This window comes from Protofrankia sp. Cr2 (assembly GCF_963555885.1).
Taxonomy (GTDB): domain Bacteria; phylum Actinomycetota; class Actinomycetes; order Frankiales; family Frankiaceae; genus Protofrankia.
The window spans coordinates 60,655-83,402 of sequence record NZ_CAUVXG010000005.1 but is presented as its reverse complement, the minus strand read 5'-3'; the positions used below and the strand labels follow the sequence as shown (position 1 = coordinate 83,402).

Below are 22,748 nucleotides of genomic sequence, written 5' to 3'. Positions count from 1 at the left end.
GCGCGTCGGCGTTTTGCCGCCATTTTCCGGACGTCGTCTGCCCACGGTAGGCCAAGGCCCTACCCGACCCGCATCGGGTGCCCGCGATCTGGCACCATCATCGCGCGGAGCCTGGAACGGCGCGGCGAGACTGCGCCGAAAGCCACAGGGCCGGTTCGGGGTCGAGCTGAAGGGAGCAGACCTGGTGCCCGCAATTGCAGCACCAGCGGGCGATCTGGGCAGGCAACTGGATACGCTCGCTGGCCGTCGTGTGGTGTTTCTCAACTGGCGTGATCTTGAACATCCTCAGGCCGGGGGCGCCGAGCTCTACTGCCAATCGGTCGCAGAGCGGTTTGCCGCGGCTGGCGCGCGGGTGAGTCTGTTCACCTCCCGACCGGCCGACACTCAACGATGGCAGAAAGTAAGGGGCATCGACGTCGAGCGCTCGGGTGGGACATTCGGGGTATACCCGGCCGCGCTGGCCCGTCTCCTACGCGACCGGCACGACATCGACGCCGTGGTGGACTGCCAGAACGGCATCCCGTTCTTCAGCCCGCTGGTGCTGCCCGGTACCCCGGTCGTCCAGGTTGTGCACCACGTCCACCAGCGGCAGTTCCCGCTCTACTTCCCGGCGCCCGTGGCCCGGATCGGACAGCTGCTGGAGGCCCCCGGTAGCCGCTGGGTGTACCGACAGTGTCCCGTGGCCGTCGTGTCACCCTCGACCAGGGACGAAGCGTGGGAGGTCCTGAAGCTGCGCGGGCCACGTTTCATCGTGCCCGGCGGCGTCGATCTTCCGCGGGATGACGGGTCAAGCCGACCGGCGGACCGGCCGACCATCGTCTGTGTGGGCCGCCTCGTCCCGCACAAGCGGCTGCACCTGCTGCTCGACGCGCTTCCCACGCTTCGCGCGGCCCATCCGGGACTGATCCTCGACGTGGTCGGGGACGGACCGGACCGGGAACGGCTCGTTCGGCACGCGGCCGAGCTCGGTCTCGGCGAGGACATTGTGCACTGGCACGGCTACGTGACGGCGATGAAACGGGACCGGCTGCTGTCGACGGCCTGGTTGACCGTGAATCCGTCCCACGGCGAAGGGTGGGGTTTGTCCGTCCTGGAGGCCAATGCCCATGGTGTCCCGGCCGTGGCATTCCGTGTACCCGGGCTACGCGATGCCGTCCGCCATGGCAATACCGGCTGGTTGGCGGATGACACCGATGCGCTCGGATCCACGATCGATGCCGCACTCTGCGCACTCGCAGACCCGGTCACGGCGACCCGCTGGCGCGAACGGGCGCGGGCGTGGGCCGCACGCTTCTCCTGGGACGCCACCGCCGAGCTGCTGGCCCGCATCGTGACCGCCGAGATGGACAGGTTGGGCAACCGCGCGCCGGGCCGCCGCCCGCGGGAATCACGCCGCAGCGACGTCCTTGTCACCCGCGCGGAATTCCTGCTGACGCCGAGGCAGGCGCTGCCAGCCCTGCGCCGTACCGACCTGGTATATCGCAATGTCCCCGAAAGTGACGGGCCTTACCGTGACGGGCCTTACCACGGCGGGCCTTACCACGGCGGGACGGTCCGCGCCGGAGACGATTTCGGCCGCGCGGTCGCGGTGCTCTACGGTGCGGGCCTCGCCGATGCTCGTGCCGCACTCGTCCGGGCCGGTGTCACCGGCCCGATCGAGGTACGGGCCGCGACTGGGGAGGACCTGCTGGTCGCCGCAGTCCGATGTGCCCGGCCCGATGCCGTGGAAGCGAGCAGAACCCCTGCCGCGACCGGTTAGTGCGCCAGGGGTTCCCCATGCCACGGCACCGAAGCCCTCCATCACGGGTTGACCCGGTCGACCGGGTCGACCGGGTCAACCCGGATCAGGTGCGCGGGTCGGGTACGCGGGTCAGATCATCGAGAGCCACCTGGTAGAGCGTGGCGAAGCGCCGCACAGCCGATTGATCAAAAAGGTCACGATGGTAACAGAACGCCAGGTTCAGATCGCCACCATAGCCCGTGGCAGTGATCACAAGTCCCTGTGGCAGACCCGCGAACGCGGCGAAGTACAGCGATGTGATCTGCGGGGTGTCAGCGCCCGACGTAAGCCGGCCAGGCAGCCGTCCGAGGTTGGTCACACTGGCCGTCGGCATCAGTAGCGGTCGCACGACGGTCGCGGCGAAGCGCAGCAGCGCGTGCCGGGCCGGGCCGGGCAGCCAGGCAGTGCAGCGCAGGGCGTTCCCGGTCTCCGCGGGCGGCCCTGCCGCCTTGTTGGCCGCCGTCTGTCGGCACACCGCGGCCAGCAGGGTTTCGGGGTCGCGCCGGTCCAGCGGTGTCATGGCAATCACCGCTTCTCCCGTAAAGTTACCAAGGGCAACCTCCGCATCGCGGTCACGAAGGTTGATCGGCATACGTACCCGCAACCGCCCGGTCTCCCGCCCGGCCGCGGTGTTCCACCGCTCCACCGCCGCGGCGGCGGCCCCCAGCAAAAGATCATTGACGGTGACCGCGCCACCGGTGGCAAGCCGCCCGGCCCTTGGGACGGGAACCGTCATGCAGTACACACCGTAGAGACCGACCTGGCCATCCGGTGATGTGCGGTCGCGCCGGCCGAGGCCGGGCGCGGGGGCGATCCGCCCCCGCATCGGCCGGCGCAGCGCTGTCGAGCCAGGCACGAAGCGGCTGATCCATTCCACGGACGGAGCCGCCCGCCGATGGTGGAGCGAGAGCCCGGCGCCCCCGGAGATGTCGGCCCCGGAGATGTCGCTACCGGCGGTAGCGCTCCGGGGAACACCGCCGTCCACCAGATTGTCAACAGCCGTCCCGGATGGACGACGCGGCATGGTGACGACACGGCGCTCCGGGACGACACAGCTCTCCAGGATCGCGCGCAGCAGCATGGCCACGCTCAATCCGTCGAGAGCGACATGATGCGCGGCAACCGCGAGTGCCTCATCGTCGGGCAACCGCATGTGCAGAACCCGCACCGCAGGCGCCCGGCTCAGGGCAAAGGGGCGGGAGCACAGACCTGCGAACGCATCCCAGAGGTCTCCATCATCATGACCGCTGGCTGTAATGATCGGAATATCGGCGACGTCCGGGAATGACCAACGCCGGCCACGCAGACCGGTGCGCATCCGTGCTCGCGCCATCGAATAGCGGGCCATCGTACCGTGCACCGCTCTGCGCAATGTCCCCGGGTCGATGGCCTCACGGGTACGGGCGATCATGCCAACCGAAACCGGCGCCGACCGGCGATCCGATGCCATGATCATATCTTCCAACACCGAGAAACGCCGTTCACGGGCAGGCCGCACGGGCTCGGGCCCGGCGTGGACCGACCTTGTCGACCGGTGGGGAGCGGATGACCCGGATCGGGGATACGGGACCAGACCGACGAGTGGTTCCGCAACCGGCGTCGGCCGCCACATCTCGCGGGAGTCGATTCTGACACCTTCCTTCCACTTAGTGGTCCCCACGACACACCCCACACGACCCAGTTTCCGTCCCGTCAGGTCAGTTGATGGGATTCGGGCTGGAATAGTGGCGAAGACCTCTTTCATCTCCGGATCCGTCGCACGAGCCGATCACCTGCGGAAGACGCCACCAAATCCGCTTGATGCGACTCTTCTCGAGCGAACCGATCAAACGTGAGAACGGCCGATTCGCAACCGTTCAAGGCCGTAATGACCCAGCGGCAGGCTCAGGCGGCGTCCCCTGTTGCCGGGTGCTCTAAGAATGTGATTTTTGTGCTGTGATACCAGCATCAGAATCACATCGTTGAACCGTTTGAGCGAGAACCGACGCCGATGGGAGATCGACTGGCCGCGCGCCGCGACGAACGGCCGTGGATGTGAGCACGCACGCGAACGCACCTGCGCCGCACAGCTGGACCTGCCAGCCGAAGGCTCCCCGGCCAGAGCCCGGGAGACTGTCAGGCGCCAGCGCCACCGCAGTCGCGGCAGCGCCCACACAACCGGCGGCAAGCCAGGACAGCCCGGTTGACCAACGTCGAGTAACCGTGACCAGCGCCGGGACCACCAGCCCGGCCGGACCTGCGACCAGCGTAACCGCGCACATGCCGCCCGCGATGACACCGTAGCGGAGATGATCTCGCACCTGCTCCGGCTGTTGCCGCCGGACCCACCGACCGGTACCCCACCGACCCGCATCCCACCGACCCGCATCCCACCGAGCGGTACCCCACCGGCCGATGCCCCTCCGACCGGCGCTCCGCCCACGCGATGCCCGGCCGGTCCGCTTGCGCCGGCCGGACGGGAGCACCGCCAGCACGATCAACCCCGCGACCATGATCATTCCGGCACCGAGGTCACGGCGGTAGGTCTGTCCGGGCCGGTTCAGGATTACGATCGTGCCGGCCACCCCGGCCGGAATGATCCATCCCTGCTGCCAGCCATCCACTCGGATCGCCGCCAGCGACACGCCGTTCATGGTCGCGGTCCACGAAGCGTTGGCGTTCTCCCGGACGGCAAGATAGCTACGCTCCCCCGCCGCAATCTCGACCATGCGCCGCTCCGGCGTCCATCCGGCGATCCGGGTCGCCCGAACAGGTACGGCAGGGGCCACTAGCGCGCTGTCGACCAGCGTGAGGGAGCCGACCGCGAACGGCGCCGACCCGGGTTCGGTCGTCAGCAGATGCGGGCCAGCGCTCAAAGTGACCGTTCCACCGTCGGTGCACAGACTCATCGTGACGGACCGCAGCGCTCGGCCGTCATCCGGCAGACCGTCGAGCCGGGTGGAGTAGCGCTGCCCATCAATGATCACCGTTGGACCCGACCCGCAGGGAAGGGCCAACGGCTCCGTGCTCGGCTGCCCGGGATCTGCGGCCACCCACGACGAGTCATCGCCACTGGCGCTCTGGCCGCCGGCACCAATCGGGGCGGGCGCGATCGGCACCGCCTCGCCCCTGACGGTGAACGCGAGGGGGCGCGGTACATCAAAACGCCGACTGAGCTGTCGCTCCTCGTCATCCTCGAACGGCTGGGACGGATCGGCCCGATTCCGCGCGAACGCGTAGACGATCCGCCCGGAGTCCGCGCCGGAGAACCACCGTGCCATGTCGGAGGGTGCCTGCAGATACCGCTGAAACCTGATCCCGGGAATCGTCATTTCACGAATTCCCGCGCCCAGAAAGGGGTCGCCGTCGCCGGTAACCTGCTCGAAACCGACCCGGAACCACCGGGTCGGACCGGCGGGTACCGCGAGCTGTTGTGCGGATTCGATCGGCTTGACCGGGGTGACCACTGAACCGGCCTGGGTAGTCACCCGCAGTGCCCGCACGATCGGACGGGACGGACTCTCCTCCAGCAGCTGCACCGTCAACGTCGGTACCTCGACCATTCGCGCGACGTCGACCTGCAACCACTGCCCCGCCGAGCCCCCGTCGGTCCTGACACTCTGCCATGCGGAACCGGGATCACCGTCCACGGCATTCGCGGGCGCCAGGCTCGGTGCGGCCGCCAACTCAAATCCATAGGACGACGCGATGACCGACATCCCACCGACATAGCCGGCCGTCGTCTGGTGCCCGGCCACCGCCCGATCGGTCCACTGATCGGGCGGCCCCGAGGCACCCGCGACGTCCTCATGCGGTCCGAGGACGTAGGACTGAGCGCCGTGGACGAGCCCGAACCGGTTGTCACGGCGGGTGAATGTGTCAGTCACCACCCATGTGGTCCGTGGGCCGACGACATCGGCAGCAGCCGGATCAGCCGCGGTGGGACCAGCCACAGCCGGCTCGGCGGCAGCCGGCCCAGCCGCGGTAAGGCCAGCCGCGGTGGGACCAGCCGTTCCGGCCAGGTCACTGGCCAACACGGTGGCCTGGTCGGGCAACACCCGCTGGGCCGCCATCGCCACGGTCGCCTCGGCACCACCGGACACGATCAGCGCGGTAGCTGCCGGATACGCCTGCACCAGGCTCGCTCCGCCCGGGACCACCCACACCTCCAAGGCCGGCACCCGCTGCGTCGGATTACGTAGCGCCGGGACAAGCCTGGCCTTCGCCGCGGTACGGGCCGGGACCATCGGGCCGAACCGCGCGGTCTGTCGCAGACCGGATCCGCGCAGCGCGCGGCTGATCTGCGCGGATGACGGCGGCACATCCCAGTCCTTGTTCTGCAGATCATTGCGGACGAGCACCTGTCCGACCCCGGCCCGGGACAGGGCCTCGGCAAGCCCTGGTGCGGATCCGAGCGTGAGCTCGCGTTCGATCCCGTCCATCCACCGCATGACACCGATCCCACCGAGCGGGATCAGACTGCGAACCCCCCAGGGTGTCCGTGCCAACCACTGCATCGGCTCGTCCAGCGGACGACCCCAGTCGTACTCACCGAACGCCGTTCCCGGCAGCACCAAAGTCCGGCCGCCGGTCGGATTCCGCGCCAGCCAGTCCGCAGCCTGCCCCCAGTAGCCCGGAACGTCACGGAACGCGCCGGTGGGGGTTATCCTGCCGGCAAGCGCAGGGGTCATTCCCGCGATCACGGAGGCGACGGTCACGACGACCACGACCACACCCGGCTGCCGCGCGGCGACCCTGCCGCGCCCAACAGGCCGCCCGCGCCGGTCGACCGCGCCACTGCGGTCGCGGCGCCGCCACGCGGCCGCGACGGACAGGGCGTGAGCGAGACCGAGCACCATCGGTAGTCGGACTACCGGCTGGAACTTGTAGACATTGCGCAGAAAACCGAACGGAGCGCCGAACAGATCGCGGACGGTATCCGCAAATGGGCTTGCGGGTTGTCCAGGGTAGGCGGCGCAGATGGCGACGACCCCGACCCCGAACGTGAGCACCAGAAAGCGTCGGGCCGGCAGATCTGCGCGTGCGAGCCCCCAGACTCCCAGCGCCGCCACCAGGCCGGATCCGAGGACCGCGGCGAAGGTGGTGACGTATTCGGACGCCGCGGGCAGCCACGGACTCGGCAGGCGCAGGTAGGCCATCCAGTCGCTGGCGCCCCGCAACGCCTCGCCGACCGACGTCGTGGCGGTCGTGGTGGTGGCTGTCTCGGTGTAGGGAAGAAAATTCAGGCCGTACCGCCGCTGCATTCCCAGCGCCAGGACCCACCATCCGGTCGCGAGCAGCACCGACAGGATCCACCAGCCCCGAAGAGCCCAGGCCCGCCGGTCTGTTCCGGCCAGGACGAGCCAAACAGCCGGACACAGCAGGACGTCCAGGGTGACGCTCGCGTTGACGCCTCCGGTGGCGAAGATCGCGAGCCCGGACAGTGCTGCGGCCCGCCGCGGCGACAACCGCCGCAACGAGCCGACTGCATCCCGCCGCACCGCGAGCACGAGCGGAAGGACCATCCACGGCAGCATCGCGCTCCCCGTCAGCGCGACGGAGGTTGAACCGATCTTGCCCAGGACGAACGGCGATGCGGAGTAGGCGATCCCGCCGATCACTCGCTGCGCTCGGCCACCGACGCGCAACGCGTCGGCGAGCCGGATGACTCCCCACGACGCGACGGTCAGTATCAGAGCCATCCACAACCGCTGAGTAACCCACGGTGGTAGACCCAGCACTTTCCCGCTGACGAAGAACGACCCCATCGGGAACACGTAGCCGACGTACTGGTTCGGGAGTAGGCCGAAGTCCGACGTGGAGCGCCACAGATGGGTGTTAGCGGCAAGAAAGCGTACCGGGTCCACCGCAAGATCGAGCTTGGTGTCCGCGGCAAGCCTGCCAGGCGCCTGGAGCAGACACAGCAGGACGAAACCGGCGGCCATCGCCGCGATGCACCACCGCGGCGCGCGGCCGAGGTGGTCGCGGTGGTCGGAGGCCGCCACCGGCGCGTCACACTGCGGGCCGGGCGACGCCAACCACCGGCCCGCCGAACTGCGTGGTCGAAAGATGATCATACGACCTCGCGCGGAGCCGACGTCAGGCCAGTATCCCGTCCACCTCCGGTCCTGGTCGACCCGGGCATCTGCACCGATCCACCGTCGGTCGCCAGCGCGCTCGTACCCATACTGAGCACGCGGGCAACCGGGGTCCGAGATGCCTCCGCTTCCGGCGCTGGCTGCGTGCCCGTCCCTGCTGCGGCACCCGGGCGCCGTACCTCAGCCAACGGCGTGGGTACCGCCTGCAGGACCACCGACGGTGCTGCCTCGCCGGTCCGCAGGTGCAGCGGTGTGGACAGGACAGGCACCCGCCGCCGGTAACGCCGGGCCCGAATCACGTCGACCAGCATCGCCGGAGTGTGCCTGGTGACCCGAAAGGTCCCGCCGGCCATCTCCGACCAGTGCACTGGAACCTCAGCAATTCGGTAACCCATCGACCGCGCAAGCGAGAGAACCTCGACGTCGAAGCCGAAACCGGTGGACCGCGACAGGCTGAACAGCAGTTTCGCCTCAGCATGCCGAAACGCCTTGAAGCCGCACTGGGTGTCGGCGACGTCCAGTCCCGCGAGGGTCCGGGTGATTCGGTTGAACGCCCAGCTACCCATCCGCCGGCCGCTCGTGCGCAGCGCGTTGTCACCGATCCGGCGCGACCCGAGCGCAACCTCGGCATCGTTGAGCGCCGCGAGCAGCGGCGGGAGATCGTTGAGATCCGACGCCATATCCGCATCCATGAACACGATTGACGCGCCCCGCGCCATCGCGACACCTGCGCGAATTGCCGTACCCTTACCGGAGTTCCACGGAAGGCTCACGACGCGTGCCCGCGGCAGTTCACTCAACAACCGCTCGGCAACCTCGGCGGTGCGGTCGGTGCTGCCGTCGTCAACAAGGATCACCTCCGCGCCGGCAAGCTTGCCCACCACAGCCACCAGACGGGGCAACGCCTCCGGGAGCCGGTGCGCCTCGTTGTAGGCGGGGATGACGATACTGACGGGAACGTGGTCCAAGAGTCACTCCCAAGCTGCGTCGGCAACGACAAGGGCGGTTGCGATCACCTGCCGATCGCGAAGCACCTCGTGACGTCCGAACTGGTCCGGCCGAAGATTCGATACGGCATCGCCGCGCCGGTGAAATCCGATCCGCCAAAGCAGTATTCACCCGGCGAGGACCGACCGACAATCCACCATTACGCTGCCAACAGACTGGCGGCACGTTCTGGGCACGCGGGATGGACGGCAGATATCCGTACATGCGCCCACCGATCCTTCAATGGCCTTCCCCGAGGCCTCCGGCAACACGACACGAACCATGTCCACAGCATGGTCGGGCGATTTGTTGGTACACAGTTTCTCGACTGCTCGGAACCCGGTTGACAGCCGGCATGCCGCCGGAAATCCGCCGCGACATCCGCACTGAACACCGCCATCCCTACCTCACTCTCGGTTACCCTGCGCGCCTCCGGGTGCGCGATCCCGGCTTGGCTCGCACACCCGGAGGCCCGCAGGGATCTCGCGGCGACCGTCGTGCCCAAGACAACGACCCGCGAGCGGGCGCTGCCCACCCGCCGGGCGCTCTAAGAGCGACCGGCAATAGGGGACGCGGCGTCGCGGGGCCGGGGCACGCACCTCGCGTCGTTGTCGTCGGTCGACACCCAACACCTCCGGTGCCTCCCTCCGCCGCCTCGCGATGCACGCACCCCGGCCCCACTCCTTGATCCACGCCCCTATTGCCGGGCGCTCTAACACCTGGGACATCTTCTCGCAGGCGGGGCGCTCCCCTTCGTCCGCCACCCGCATATCACTACGACACACATCCGACAGTGACCCCTTCGTCACACCATGACCACAGTCGGACACCGAAGCATCACCGACCGAGATGGCAGGCCATCCCTCGTCGGACCTTCGGCCGCGCGAAAAACCATGATCGTACGACCTTTAGCCCGACATCCCCCAAAACACCTCCGGCCGACCGTTGTCTGTATGTTGTCAATGAATCGCGTCACCGGGGAGGGCGAGCGCTCACAGGCACGATCGCGCCATGATCGCGTCCTGCCGTTCCCACCGCTGGCCCCTTCAACAGCGTTCGGACGAAAGGCAACCGGAACAGGTCTGCACCCCGTTCATTCACCCGATGGTCGTGCTGTCGCCGCAATACCGAGGCCGGTACCCAGCATAAGGGAATCGCCGCACGAGATCCTCCTTATGTTCCTCCCGGACATCTACCCGAAGCCGGAATCGCAGAACCGCGTGCGCAGTCAGTTCGCCCCCGACCGGGCGCACTTAGAGCCTGTTTTGAATCTTCTGTCCGGGCGATCCACGCCCAGCCGGCCCCCGGCTGCGTTGTCGGCCAAACCGATACAACTCATCCGGTATCGCTTCGGCCTCCCGCCTTGCCGGGAACCACCTGGACGCGGCTCGCTGTCCGAACCCAAGATTCAAAACAGGCTCTGAGGCATTCTGGATCCCGAGGATGTCCGCGCGGGGTGGGCGTCGCGCCGAACAGGAGTGATCGATGACGGAACGTCCTGTGACAGCCCCGGCCCCGGCCCCGGCCCCCGGAGACGACGGTCCGGCCCTACCGAGCCCAGCGGGTTCCGGCAGCGATCCGAACGAAGGATCAGGTCGCCGGCGGGACATGGGCGATCCTGGTCTGCGTGCCCTGGTCGGCGCCGGACGCTCGCGGCTGCCTCCGGGAACGGCCATGCGAGCCCGGGACGTCGCCCGGCCCGACCTCGACGACCTGGCCGAGGCCGAACGCACCGTCGTGCTTCGGCGGCGCCCATGGACCGACCCCGCCACCGCCCCCACGACCGTCCCCCGAACACAGCGCCGGCGGTAACTCAGACCACGCTTGAACCTGCGTCAGCACCTGCGTCAATCCTTGTGTCCGGCTGGGCCGCAGATCGGGACGCCCAGGTCAGGGAGCGAGCGGCGCAGACGTCATCGGCACCACGCCGGATCGCTCGTAGGCCGCGAGCATGGTGATCCGCCGACTGTGACGTTGCTCGGCGCTGAACGGCGTCCCCAGGAACACCTCGATGATGCCGACAGCCTCCGAAACGGTGTGCATCCGCGCACCGACACTCGCGACATTCGCGTCGTTGTGCAGCCGGGCGAGCCGGGCCGTTTCGGTGCTCCAGACCAGGGCGGCGCGCACGCCGGTGACCTTGTTCGCGGCAATGGCCTCGCCGTTACCGGAACCACCGATGACGACGCCCAGACTGCCCGGTTCGCCCGCAACAGCCGCGGCTGCCGCTATCACGTACGGCGGGTAGTCATCATCCGGGTCATAGGCGGCCGGGCCGTGATCAACCGCTGAGTGACCCAGCCCGGCCAGCCGAGTGATCAATGAGGTCTTGAGTTCGAAGCCTGCGTGGTCGGAACCGAGATGGACGCGCATGGAACGAAATGATGCCCGTCGCGGACCGCCGTTACTCCCCCCACTCCCATGATCTAGGAAAGACACACCCGACGGGTGATACCCGCGGGGCATCCGTCCCCGATCCTGTTCACCGGATGGTCCTTGACAGCGACGACCCGGCCACGGCGGCTGGCACCGACAGGGTCCGACCGGTCGGATCAGTCGAACACGGGGCCGCTGTCCCGGGTGCGCTTGAGTTCATAGAAGCCGGGAGTGCCCGCGACCAGCAGCACGCCGTCCCAGAGCCTGCCCGCGGCCTCCCCCTTGGGCGTCGGCGTGACGACCGGGCCGAAGAAGGCTGTGTCCCCCACCGCGATCACCGGCGTGCCGACGTCCATGCCCACGCGGCTGATCCCGTCATGATGGCTCACCCGCAGCGCATCGTCGAACTCCTCGGACGCCGCCGCATCGACAAGATCCGGATCCAGGCCGACCTCGGCCAGCGCCGCCGCAAAGGTGCTGGCGTCCCACTCGGCCTTCTCCAGGTGACGACGCCGGCCCAGCGCCGTGTACAGCGGCAGCAACACGTCATCACCGTGTCGTGCCGCGGCCGCGATGGAGATCCGCACGGGTCCCCACGCGCGCCGCATCTGCTCCCGGTACGGTTCGGCAACCTCCCTGCCCTGGTTGAGCACGGCAAGGCTCATCACATGCCAGCTGAACCGCACCGGCCGGACCTGCTCGACGTTCAGCGCCCAGCGCGAGGCCAGCCATGCCCATGGGCAGCTGGGGTCGAACCAGAACGCGGCCGTGGTGATCGGCGTGACTGTGTCGTGATCCGTGGTGGTGATGGTCGAAACCGACTGTGGTGAAACACTCTGCGTTGTCACAAGCCACTCCTGATCATCAAGCGAGGTGGGCTCGGCGCTGTCCCGTATCCCGCTCAACCATCGGAAGCGGCTGGCTGTTTCCCGGACCGGGCGAGGTAGCTGGCCACCCGGTTGAGCACGGCCACGAACGGCACTGCGGCAATCGCTCCGGGGATGCCGGCCAGTACACCGCCCGCGGACAGGGAGATGACGATCGCGAGCGGGTGCAGGCGCACGGCCCGCCGCATCACCAGGGGCTGCAGCAGGTGACCTTCGATCTGCTGGACCCCGAGCGCAAACCCGAGAATGATCAGTGCAGGCACCCAGCCGTTCGAGACGAGCGTGACCAGGACGGCCGCCCCACCGGCCGCGGTTGCTCCGACAATCGGGATGAACCCGCCCAGAAACGTCACCAGGGCCAGCGGTGCGACGAGCGGAACCCCGACCACCACCAACCCGATCGTGATACCGGCGGCGTCCATGAGCGCTACGAACATGGTGCCGCGGACGTATCCGGTGAGTGTCGACCATGCCTCCCGGCCCGCGCCGCGCACCCTTGCCTCACCGTCGGGCGGGAAGCGGGTGACGATCCAATCCCAGATCCGGTCACCGTCGTGGACGAAGAAGAACGTCGAGAACAGCGTGAGCAGCAGACCCGTGATCACCTCCGCCGCAACTGTGGCCCCGGAGAGCACTCCGGAGACAAGGCGGCCCCGGTTGTTCGCCAACGTCTGGGTGATGTCATTCGTGAGGTCGTCCAACTGCTTCTGCGACAGGTGCAGCGGCCCGTCCTGCAGGTAGTCACGGACCTGTTCCACACCCTTGCTGATCTGGTCAGCCAGCGTCGGAAACTCGTTGGCCGCGTTGAACCCGACGCCGACGCCCACGCCCACCACAATGATCAGAAAACCGAAGATGGTCAGGAAGGACGACGCGAGTCTCGGCACCGCGTGCCGACGCAGAACCAACGCAACCGGGCGGATCAACGCGCTGATGAGCAGGCCCGCGATCACCGGAATCACCACGATGCGGACCCGACCGATGGCCAGCAGGAGTACGTAGATCGCCGCACCGATGATCAGAAGGCGCCAGGACCAGCCGGCGGCCGCCCGCAAAGCCATGGGAACCTGTGGTTCGCCCAGAGCGGCGGGCGTCGGCCCCACCCCGCCGGGCGGGCCAGGCGGATCAAGCGGGCCGGGCGGAGCCGTGTCCCTCCGACGGGATGGACGCCCAAAACCGGTCACACGCCTCACCGATGTTCTCCCTCACCGTCACGGCGCCTGCCGCGCTTGAACCGGCCATGCCGCCCGAACGTTCCAAACCAGCATCAAACTCGACCGCGGGTGCACCGGGTAGCTGTTTGTCCGTACCGGCCACAGATCCGTGCCGGCCACAGATCGCCACCGGCCACAGATCCGTACGGGTATGCCCGATGGAGCGGACGTGCCGGCTGCCCGGGGCGTGGGAGACTGTGGGATCCACGCCCCTATTGCCGGTCGCTCTAAGCCGCCGGACCCGGACGTCCGCCACCCTCGCCCCGGTGCGGGACGCTCATCCGACCTTCCGAAAGGACCTGCGTGTCAGCCAACAACCTCACCCGCGACGAGGCGCGTGAGCGCGCCCGGCTGCTCAACGTGTCTTCCTACGAGGTGAACCTCGATCTGACGGTCGGCGACGCCACGTTCGCGTCCCGGACGACGGTGCGCTTCACCTGTGCCGAGCCGGGCGCTTCCACCTTCATCGAACTGATCGCCCCGGCCGTCCGCTCGGTGACCCTCAATGGTCAGAGCCTGGACCCGGCCGAGGTGTACGACGCGAACCGGATCGCGCTGTCGGATCTGGCGGAGGTCAACGAGCTGGAGGTGGTGGCCGACTGCGCCTACTCGAAGACCGGCGAGGGCCTGCACCGTTTCGTCGACCCCGTCGACGGCGCCGTCTACCTGTACACCCAGTTCGAGACCTACGACGCCCACCGGATGTACGCCTGTTTCGACCAGCCGGACCTCAAGGCGGTCTTCCATCTGTCGGTGGTCGCCCCGGCCGGCTGGACGTGCATCTCCAACGGGCGCCGGCTGGAGTCCACCGACGCAGAGTCGCAGCGGAACTTCTGGCTCTTCGCCGCCACACCGGTCGTCTCGACCTACATCACCGCGCTGGTCGCCGGCCCGTATCACGAGGTCCGTGACCACCACGACGGAATCGACCTGGGCCTGTACTGCCGGCAGTCACTTGCCGAGTTCCTCGACCCGGACGAGCTCCTCACGATCACCAAGGCCGGCTTCGACTTCTATCACCGGGTGTTCGACTACCGGTACCCGTTCGACAAGTATGATCAGCTCTTCGTCCCCGAGTTCAACGCGGGTGCGATGGAGAACGCCGGTTGCGTGACGTTCCTGGAGGAGTACGTCTTCCGCGCGAAGGTCACCGAGGCCCGCCGGGAGCGGCGAGCCGAGACGATCCTGCACGAGATGGCCCACATGTGGTTCGGCGACCTCGTGACGATGCGCTGGTGGGACGACCTGTGGCTGAACGAGTCGTTCGCGACGTTCATGTCGGTGCTCGCCCAGGTCGCCGCGACCCGGTTCACCAACGGCTGGACGACGTTCGCCAACGCCGAGAAGGGCTGGGCCTACCGGCAGGACCAGCTGTCCTCCACCCATCCCATCGTCGCCGACGCGCCCGACATGGACGCGGTACGCACGAACTTCGACGGGATCACCTACGCCAAGGGCGCCTCCGTCCTCAAGCAGCTGGTGGCGTGGGTCGGCCAGGAGGAGTTCCTGGCCGGGCTGCGGTCGTACTTCCGCCGGTACGAGTACGCCAACACCTCGCTGCGGGATCTGCTTGACGAGCTGGAGAACGCAAGCGGCCGGGACCTCTCGGTATGGTCGGCGGACTGGCTGGAGACCACCGGGGCCAACACCCTGCGTGCCCGCTTCGAAACCGACTCATCCGGCCTGTTCACGGCGTTTGACGTAGTGCAGGAACCGGCGTCGTCACCGTCCACGGCGAGCCGGACGCTGCGGCCGCATCGACTGGCGATCGGCCTGTACGACCGTGCCTCCGACGGGTCGCTGCTGCGCCGCGAGCGCATCGAACTGGACGTCGTCGGCGCGCTGACCGAGGTACCGAAGCTCGTCGGCGCCCGCCGGCCCGACCTGATTCTGATCAACGACGACGACCTCACCTACGCCAAGATCCGCCTGGACGACCGGTCCCTGGCGACGCTGATGGACTCGATCGGCGCGATCCGCGACTCGCTCCCGCGGACGCTGTGCTGGGCGGCGGCCTGGGACATGACACGCGACGCCGAACTCGCCGCGCGGGACTACGTCGCCCTCGTGCTCTCCGGTGTGGACGCCGAGGACGACATCGGCGTGGTGCAGTCACTGCTGGCCAAGGCACAGCTCACGATCGACACCTACGGGGATCCGGCGAACCGGTCGGGCGCGTTGCGGGCATTGTCCGCGCGGGCCGAGGAGCTGCTGGCCACCGCCGAACCCGGCAGCGACCTCCAACTGGTCTACGCGACCACCGTCGCCCACGCCGAAGAACCCGACCAGGTCGCGCGCGTCCGCGCCGTCTTCGAGGGCGCCGAGATCATCGACGGGCTCGCCCTCGACACCGAACTGCGCTGGACCCTGCTCATCCAGCTGGTTGCACGCGGTGCGTACGGCGTCACCGAGATCGAGGCCGAGCTTGCCCGCGACCCCACCGCGACCGGCGAGAAGCGGGCCGCCACCGCCCGCTCGGCCCGGCCCACCGCCGAAGCGAAGGCCGCCGCGTGGGCCGCGGTGATGGAGTCCGACAAACTGTCGAACCATCTGCTGGTGGCGACCATGGGCGGCTTCTGGATGCCCGGCCAGGACGAGCTGACCCGGCCGTACGTGGACCGCTACTTCGCCGAGATCGGTCGGATCTGGCGTACCCGGACCTTCGACACCGCCCAGACGATCACGCAGATGCTCTTCCCGGACGCGATCATCGAACCGGAGACGGTCGAGGCGGTGGACGCCTACCTCGCCGATCAGGAGCCGGTGCCCGCGCTGCGCCGGGCGCTGGTCGAGGGCCGCGACGGGCTGGTGCGCGCGCTGCGCGCCCGGGCCAAGGACGTCGAGGCCGCCGCGGCTGCCGCCGGCTCCTGACCACGCCGACAGCAGATCACGCTGGCCCGCGGTCGCGACAGCAACCACGGGCCAGCACGACCGGCCCGAGAAGCATCAGGTACTCGGGCCGCTCCCTGGCCTCAGCCTGGAAGACCGCCGACGCCGAAGTCCGTTACGCGCCGTGGTAGAGGCGGTCGAGGTCGACGAGGACCACGCGGGGGTCGGCCGTGGCGCGGGCGCGCAGATCGTCGCTGAACCCGGCTGCCGAGAAGAACAGCAGCCTGGTCCGCTCGGTGTCGAGATCGCGGGTGGCCGCAATCAGTTCCCGGGCCTGTTCCAGCCGATTCAGGTGCTCGGTGCCGAGCGTCGTCCCCCATTTCGCCTCGCCGAGGGCGACGACGCGGCGACGTCGGCCGTCAGCGGCACCGAGGGCGACGACGTCCAGCTCGTGGGACGCCCGGCCCGCATGGTCGTGGATCGTGCCGTGCCCGACATCGCCGAGCAGGTCGACGCCGAGCGTCGCCGGGGTGGCGAAGTCAGTCACCCACGTACGGCACATCTGCTCGAAATGCGGTCCCAGAACCTGCGAGGTGAACATCGGGCGCAACGCCGGCCAGACCCGCGCCGCCCGGCCCCGCCGTTCGAGCTGCGCGAAAACCGGCCGCATCAGGGCGTAGTAGAAGGCGACCAACGGCTCGGCCACCCGCCACACGGGGCGCCGGTCACGCAGAATGTCGTCCGCGCGCAGGAGAAAACCGGAATCGGTGAGAACGGTGAGCGGATGCGCGAGGTCGGCGCTGGCCCGACCGACATATGAGGCGATCCCGCCCCGGGTGGTGGCGCCACCGGCGACGGCTGCCAGCACCGAGCTGTACAGCGCGCTGTCACGCAGGTCCGGCTCTTCGCTGAGCAGATAGCGGGCCTCCCGGAACAGCGGCGACGACGGATCCAGGACGGCCCGGACAACCCAGTCGTCGAAGCCGTCAACGGTCGCAGGTCGCTCACCCCGCAGGAAGTCACGGTAGGCCGGGGTGCCCCCGACGACCGCGTGCAGCAGTGCCGCGAGGCGCGGATCGTCCACTCCCCAGAACTCGCGCGCGAGACGGAAGTCCAGTGTCGGGACGGCGAGTTCGAGTACGGCCCGTCCCCGCAGCGGCGCGGAACCCGCCAGCAGGCGGCCCATGACGGAAAGTGCCGAACCACAGAGGACCAGGCGCGTCCGAGAGCCGGTCCGCCGCGGTCGCCGTGGCCCGAAGGCAGCCTGGAGCACCGAGGGAAGGCCGGGCGCGACCTTCATCAGATACGGGAACTCGTCGAGCACCACCGTGGCCGGGCCGGCCGCCCCGAGCCGCAGGAGCGCGTCGACCGCCTCGTCCCAACCTGCGAACGCCAGCGGAGCGAGCGCGCCGACATGCTCCGACAGGTGCGCACCGAAGCGCCGGAGCGACTCCGCCGCGGTCGCCTCGGTCGCCTGGAAGTAGAGCCCGCCGGTCTGCTCGCAGACCGCCTCCAGCAGGAAGGACTTGCCCTGCCGGCGGCGGCCGGTGACCACGCCGAGCGTGGCGCCGGGCGTGTCGTCGGTGGCGAACCTCGACAGGCTCGCCCATTCGGCCTCGCGGTCGAACATGTCATCGGGCCGCCGCATGCCACTCCCATTGATCATCCCTGGCATGCTGGGGCCAGGCTAGTGGAACCATACTTATAGTAAGTATGGTTCCACTACGGACCCGGAACCTCGGCCTACGGCTCTGGCTGTGGATGCGGAGTGCCGGCGTGCTGGGAATCCGCTGCCGGCGGACCGGCCACATCCGCCAACTGGTACAGCCCGTTGACGATCCCCCCGACGAGGTCCCCGAGGGTGAAACTGGAGATCATCGTCAGGACGGCGAGCCCGGCGGCCTGGTCGGAGATGCGGCCCTTGGCCGCGTGCGTCGTCATGATGCGGGCAAACCGCTGGCCGGGCGACACCAGGAGCAGAACGGCGGGGTCCCGCGTCGCGTCCACCAGGTTGGCCAATGTCTGTTCAGCGAACAGGTCGGCGTTACAGTCGACCGCGCCTACCCGAACGGTGAACCGGATACCGGTCTGGGCCTCCGCCGCCCTGCGGGCGCCTTCGAGGCGATCAAGTTGGTCGTGAGTGAATGCATCACCACGTGCCACTGGCGCCACCCGAGCCCGGAACCGCCGCATGGGGACGTTCGTCGTCTGCGACCGCGGGCGGCTCGCCGATCCAGACCTCGTCGTGCTGCCACGGGCGTCCCGGGCGATAACGGGACGGACCGCCGCCTCGGCTCGACAGGAAGGTCAGGACGACCGCGATGCCGAAGCCGGCTGCGACCGTCCCGCCGTAGACGAGCCATGCCTCGAGCGGCGTGAGCGGGTCAGGGCTGTAACTGTCTCCGATGTCCTGCGCCAGTGCGGCACCGGAAAGCGCCGGAATTGCAAGGAATGCCAGTGTCGCTACGGTGAGTGCACGGCGAGCGATGTGCCGTGGACGTCGACGAGTCACGTTGCGAAGGTTACCGGGTGATTGGCCCGAGGTCGTCTGGGAGGGCCATCTGCCACTGTGGCGTAGGCCGCTTACCCCCTTCCGATGACGAGCCCGTGCCCACCTGTCAGTCGCCGCCGCATCCTCGGCCGCCGCCGTCGCCTCAGCCGCCGTCGACCTGATCGCGGACACAGGCGAGCAACCGCGCAAGCCGCTGTACCTGTGGGTCCACCCGTAGCCGCTCGACGGTCACGGGCCGACCGTCGGCGTCGGTGACCGCAAACCGCCAGTTCGGGTAGGAGTCCACGGTGCCGGGCAGGTTCGGCTGGCGCAGGTCACCGACGGCATCGCCTGGTGCCGCGAGCACGATCCGTGACGATGATCGGGCCAGGAGACCGTGCAGGGCAAAAGCGACCTCGCGGGTCGCGGCAAGACCCAGAGCGGACATCGAGCCATCCGGGCCATCCGGGCCATCCGAGCCACCGGCCGCACCGAGCCCGGATGCCGGCGGGGCACCCTGGTCGAGCGTGGCGAGGTCGACGGCAAGCAGCCCTTCACTGCGCAGCAGCACGATCAGCCCATCCCGTTCCCGTTGCCAGGCGGCGAGTTCAGCCTCCGGCGACTGGCGCAGGAGGCCGCGGCGGGCACGTACCCGCACATGCTCGCCGGTGAGGTAGCCGGCGACGGTAGGAAGATCATGTGTGGTGACGCTCGCCATCGCAGGTTCCCGCCACCTGCGCGGCGCAACCGGATCACCGTGTGCGTCGCGTTCGAACCATGCGACGGTCGACCCGAGCAGTCCGGTCCGGGCCAGTGTCGCCGCCACCGACGGTTCGACCGTGCCCAGGTCCTCACCGACGACGAGCGCGCCGGCCCGGGTCGCCTCGAGGGCGAGGAGCCCGAGCATGGCATCGGCGTCATAACGAACATAAGTACCGGCCGAGGCCGGGTTACCGGCCGGGATCCACCACAACCGGAAGAGTCCCAGGATGTGGTCGACCCGCAGGCCACCACCCCGGCGGAGCACGGCGGCAACCATCGCCCGGAACGGCGCGTAGCCGGCCTCGGCCAACCGGTCGGGCCGCCACGGCGGCAGCGCCCAGTCCTGACCCTGCTGGCTGAAACCATCGGGCGGTGCGCCGATGGTCGCGCCGGTCGCGAAGACGTCCTGGCAGGCCCAGGCATCCGCGCCACCGGGATCAACGCCGACCGCAAGATCATGAACGATACCGACAGCCATTCCGCTATCACGGGCGGCTGCCTGGGCGGCCATGAGCTGGGCATCACAGCACCGTTGCAACCAGCAGTGGAAGGCGATCCGCGTACGCAGTTCAACCCGCGCGCTAGCCACCGAGTGCCCATGCGGATCATGCAGCTCCACGGGCCACCGCCGCCAGTCCCGACCGTGGCGTTCGGCAAGTGCGCACCAGGTGGCGAAGTCGGTGAGGCCCTCCTCGCCCGCCCGTTCCTCGCCCGCCCGTTCCTCGCAGGCCCGGTCGTCACCCGGCTCGACCGTGGCGGTGAACAGGAGCTCCAACGCGGCGCTCTTGGCCCGCCACACCCCATCCCGGTCAAGCAGGTCGGGGTCGGCCCCCGCGCGGGCCGCGGCGGCGAGCTGATCGACCCGCGCCCGGGTGGCGGCGTCCACCTGCGCGTATTCAGGGAGGTCCTCGGGACGCAGATACAGCGCCGAGGCGAACCGCCGACTGGCCGGATAGTACGGGGACGGCTCGACCGGAGCCGTCGGCGCGACCGCGTGCACCGGATTGACCAGCAAGACGTCAGCGCGCCGACCGTCGGCCGACCCGGACCACGCGGCGATCGCGGCAAGGTCGGCGTAGTCGCCCATCCCCCAGGATGCCGCCGACCGCAACGCGTACAGCTGGATCATCCATCCCCAGGCACGGGCGCGGGTCACACCCGCTGGAGCCCGAAGAGTGTCCGGCACGACGACGACCTTTGCCGTAATCGAGGTCGCGCCGGCCGTGACCCGCAACTCATGATCGCCGAGCGGCAGACCAGCGGGCAGGTTCAGCGGGATACCGAGCAGGTCCAGACCGTCGACCGTGCGACGTTCGACCGTCTCGCCCCAGTCCGTCAGCTGGCGGCTCCCACCGCCTTCGAACGCGAGCTCCGCGGTACGGACCGAGCCGGGCGGCACCCGCAGGACCACCGGCGTGACCGCGGACCGCCGCACCACGACGCATGCCGGCAGCGCGCGTCGCCACGGCGCGTCACGCGCCTGGGCAAGAGCTGCAACCGGGTGCGCGACGTCGACATCGAGCAGGCCGAGCACGGTCCGCACGACGTCCGGCGCAACGGTCACGTCCCGGCCGTCCGCGTCGACGTAACGGGTGGCGACGCCATGCGCGGCCGCCAGTGCGGCCAGGATCTCACCAGGGCCGGCGGCCAGACCGCCAACCTCGAGGCCGGATTCACGACCGGCGTTGTCAGAGAGCACGACCGGATCCTCTCGCCCGCCAGGATCGGCGGTAGGCAGGCCGGGTGGACGACGATGCCGGTGACGATGCCGGTGACGAGGTCTCCTCCCACCCGTGGGGGACGCGACCGGGTTCCTGTTCCAGGGCCGCGCCCGGCCAGACACCGGGCGGCACACCTGAGGAGGACGGCGACGCCACGTCCCGGGGAACCGGGAGCGACAGGCGCAGCAGTGCCCCACCGCCCGGGCCTTCCTCAGCCCGTACCTGGCCGCCGTGCACGGCCGCGGCATCGGCCACGATGGCCAGGCCGAGCCCGGATCCGGGTAGCCCACGCGCGGACGTCGCCCGATAAAACCGGTCGAAGACCCGGGAGCGGTCCGCCGGCGCGATCCCCGGGCCCTCGTCGGTGACGATAACCTCGCCGGGACCCACCTGCACGTGCACCTCGCCCTGGTTCGGGGAGAACTTCACCGCGTTGTCCAGCAGGTTGGTCACCGCCCGTTCCAACATATGCGGACGTCCGTCCACCGGCGACGCAACGGCGCTCACCACGATCTGGACGTCCTTGGCCTTGGCGCGCCTACGCACCCGGTCGGCCGCATCATGGACGATCTCGGTCAGATCGACGCGCTCGACATCCTCGGTAGGCGCCTCGTCACGGGCAAGTTCGACGAGTTCGCTGACCAGTCCGCTCAGTTCGCGGATCTGGGCGTCCACGTCCCGCAACAGCGCGTCCCGATCGCTCGCGGGCAACGCGCGATCCGGGTTGGCCTCAGCCCGCAGCAACAGTTCGATATTGGTCCGCAGGCTGGTCAACGGGGTGCGCAGCTCGTGGCTGGCATCGTCGACGAGCTCACGCTGGCGCGCGCGGGATGCCTCCAGTGCCCGGAGCATGCTGTTGAGACTGTTGGCCATCCGAGCGATCTCATCACTACCAGTAACTGGAATCAGCGCGGACAGGTCCTGCGTGCGGGCGACCTCCTCGGCTGCGGCCGCCGCTGCGTCCACCGGTTTGAGGGATGCTCGCGCGATCAGCAGGCCGAGCAGCACCGACCCGGCTACCCCCGCCACCCCCACGCCGAGCAGGATCAGGCCGAGGTCACGCAGGGTCTGGTCGACGTCCGACATGTCCCGAGCCAACTGCAGCGCAGCCGGACCGACGCCGGGAAAATACATGGGGACGGTCGCCACTCGATAGCGAACGCCGTCAATCGTGACAGTACGCAGTTGGTGACTGGCCAACCGCTGGGCCACCGCGACGTCGGTGGCGTCCACCGGCAGTCTGGCCGCCTGGGCAGCGGGCGCCAGCGACCGGCCGTCAGGCAAAATGATGTTCACAGGTAGGCCGAAGTCGAACCAGACAAGGCTCCAGTCCTTACCCGGATGGACCGTGGAAGCCGCCGCGTCGGCCTGTTCGGTCAGTTGGCCGTCGATGGACCGGCCGAGCACGATGCTGGTGGCGCCGAGTGCCACGCCCGCCACGACGGCCACGGCCGTGGTCACCGCGAGGCCGATGAGCAGCGCCATCCGGTTGCGCAACGACAGATGAGCGAGTGACAAACGGTGATGGCGGGGCCGCGCGCTCATCCGGGGGCTCTCATAACGGGACCTGCACCCGCCCGTGCTCCGATACGTGGTCCGACCCGCCCGCGCCGACTCTCATGAT

At 69.0% G+C, this 22,748-nt stretch carries 14 protein-coding genes; 3 read left to right on the top strand and 11 right to left on the bottom strand.

The window, feature by feature from the left end:
• Nucleotides 1-184: 184 nt before the first annotated feature.
• Nucleotides 185-1,759 carry a glycosyltransferase family 4 protein gene (locus tag U9978_RS04715; protein WP_322759795.1) on the top strand — a complete coding sequence of 525 codons (1,575 nt, stop codon included), beginning with the start codon at nucleotides 185-187 and terminating at the stop codon, nucleotides 1,757-1,759.
• Between the two features lie 85 nt (nucleotides 1,760-1,844).
• On the opposite strand, the gene U9978_RS04710 is transcribed toward U9978_RS04715, so the two are convergent.
• The 3 genes from U9978_RS04710 to U9978_RS04700 form a co-directional block, all read right to left on the bottom strand.
• Complete coding sequence (locus tag U9978_RS04710) at nucleotides 1,845-3,230, bottom strand: hypothetical protein (protein ID WP_322759794.1); 1,386 nt, start codon at nucleotides 3,228-3,230, stop codon at nucleotides 1,845-1,847.
• A gap of 463 nt (nucleotides 3,231-3,693) precedes the next feature.
• Complete coding sequence (locus U9978_RS04705) at nucleotides 3,694-7,836, bottom strand: alpha-(1->3)-arabinofuranosyltransferase domain-containing protein (RefSeq protein WP_322759793.1); 4,143 nt, start codon at nucleotides 7,834-7,836, stop codon at nucleotides 3,694-3,696.
• Nucleotides 7,833-8,825 carry a dolichyl-phosphate beta-glucosyltransferase gene (locus U9978_RS04700; RefSeq protein ID WP_322759792.1) on the bottom strand — a complete coding sequence of 331 codons (993 nt, stop codon included), beginning with the start codon at nucleotides 8,823-8,825 and terminating at the stop codon, nucleotides 7,833-7,835. Before U9978_RS04700 ends, U9978_RS04705 begins: the two co-directional genes overlap by 4 nt.
• A 1,504-nt stretch (nucleotides 8,826-10,329) precedes the next feature.
• Here U9978_RS04700 and U9978_RS04695 point away from each other — a divergent pair.
• On the top strand, nucleotides 10,330-10,656 hold the full coding sequence (locus U9978_RS04695; RefSeq protein WP_322759791.1) for a hypothetical protein: 327 nt from the start codon (nucleotides 10,330-10,332) through the stop codon (nucleotides 10,654-10,656).
• 78 nt (nucleotides 10,657-10,734) lie between these two features.
• On the opposite strand, the gene U9978_RS04690 is transcribed toward U9978_RS04695, so the two are convergent.
• The 3 genes from U9978_RS04690 to U9978_RS04680 form a co-directional block, all read right to left on the bottom strand.
• Nucleotides 10,735-11,217, bottom strand: coding sequence for a ribose-5-phosphate isomerase (locus U9978_RS04690; protein ID WP_322759790.1), 483 nt, complete (start codon nucleotides 11,215-11,217; stop codon nucleotides 10,735-10,737).
• Between the two features lie 179 nt (nucleotides 11,218-11,396).
• The gene (locus tag U9978_RS04685) at nucleotides 11,397-12,029 is read right to left on the bottom strand and encodes a disulfide bond formation protein DsbA (protein ID WP_322759844.1); all 633 of its coding nucleotides are present in this window, start codon (nucleotides 12,027-12,029) and stop codon (nucleotides 11,397-11,399) included.
• Nucleotides 12,030-12,121: 92 nt separating this feature from the next.
• Entirely contained in the window at nucleotides 12,122-13,168 is a 1,047-nt protein-coding gene (locus U9978_RS04680; RefSeq protein ID WP_322759789.1) for an AI-2E family transporter, read from the bottom strand.
• A gap of 456 nt (nucleotides 13,169-13,624) precedes the next feature.
• Between U9978_RS04680 and pepN the strand changes: the two genes are divergently transcribed.
• On the top strand, nucleotides 13,625-16,192 hold the full coding sequence (gene pepN / locus U9978_RS04675) for an aminopeptidase N (RefSeq protein WP_322759788.1): 2,568 nt from the start codon (nucleotides 13,625-13,627) through the stop codon (nucleotides 16,190-16,192).
• 133 nt (nucleotides 16,193-16,325) lie between these two features.
• Here pepN and U9978_RS04670 read toward each other — a convergent pair whose 3' ends face one another.
• The 5 genes from U9978_RS04670 to U9978_RS04650 form a co-directional block, all read right to left on the bottom strand.
• Entirely contained in the window at nucleotides 16,326-17,798 is a 1,473-nt protein-coding gene (locus U9978_RS04670) for an AAA family ATPase (protein WP_416210853.1), read from the bottom strand.
• 95 nt (nucleotides 17,799-17,893) lie between these two features.
• Nucleotides 17,894-18,313, bottom strand: a complete 420-nt coding sequence (locus U9978_RS04665) for a DUF5130 family protein (protein WP_322759786.1) — start codon at nucleotides 18,311-18,313, stop codon at nucleotides 17,894-17,896.
• Complete coding sequence (locus U9978_RS04660) at nucleotides 18,300-18,662, bottom strand: hypothetical protein (protein ID WP_322759785.1); 363 nt, start codon at nucleotides 18,660-18,662, stop codon at nucleotides 18,300-18,302. Before U9978_RS04660 ends, U9978_RS04665 begins: the two co-directional genes overlap by 14 nt.
• 142 nt (nucleotides 18,663-18,804) lie before the next feature.
• Entirely contained in the window at nucleotides 18,805-21,102 is a 2,298-nt protein-coding gene (malQ, locus tag U9978_RS04655) for a 4-alpha-glucanotransferase (protein ID WP_416210848.1), read from the bottom strand.
• Nucleotides 21,092-22,669 carry a HAMP domain-containing sensor histidine kinase gene (locus U9978_RS04650; protein WP_322759784.1) on the bottom strand — a complete coding sequence of 526 codons (1,578 nt, stop codon included), beginning with the start codon at nucleotides 22,667-22,669 and terminating at the stop codon, nucleotides 21,092-21,094. Before U9978_RS04650 ends, malQ begins: the two co-directional genes overlap by 11 nt.
• Between the last annotated feature and the right edge of the window lie 79 nt (nucleotides 22,670-22,748).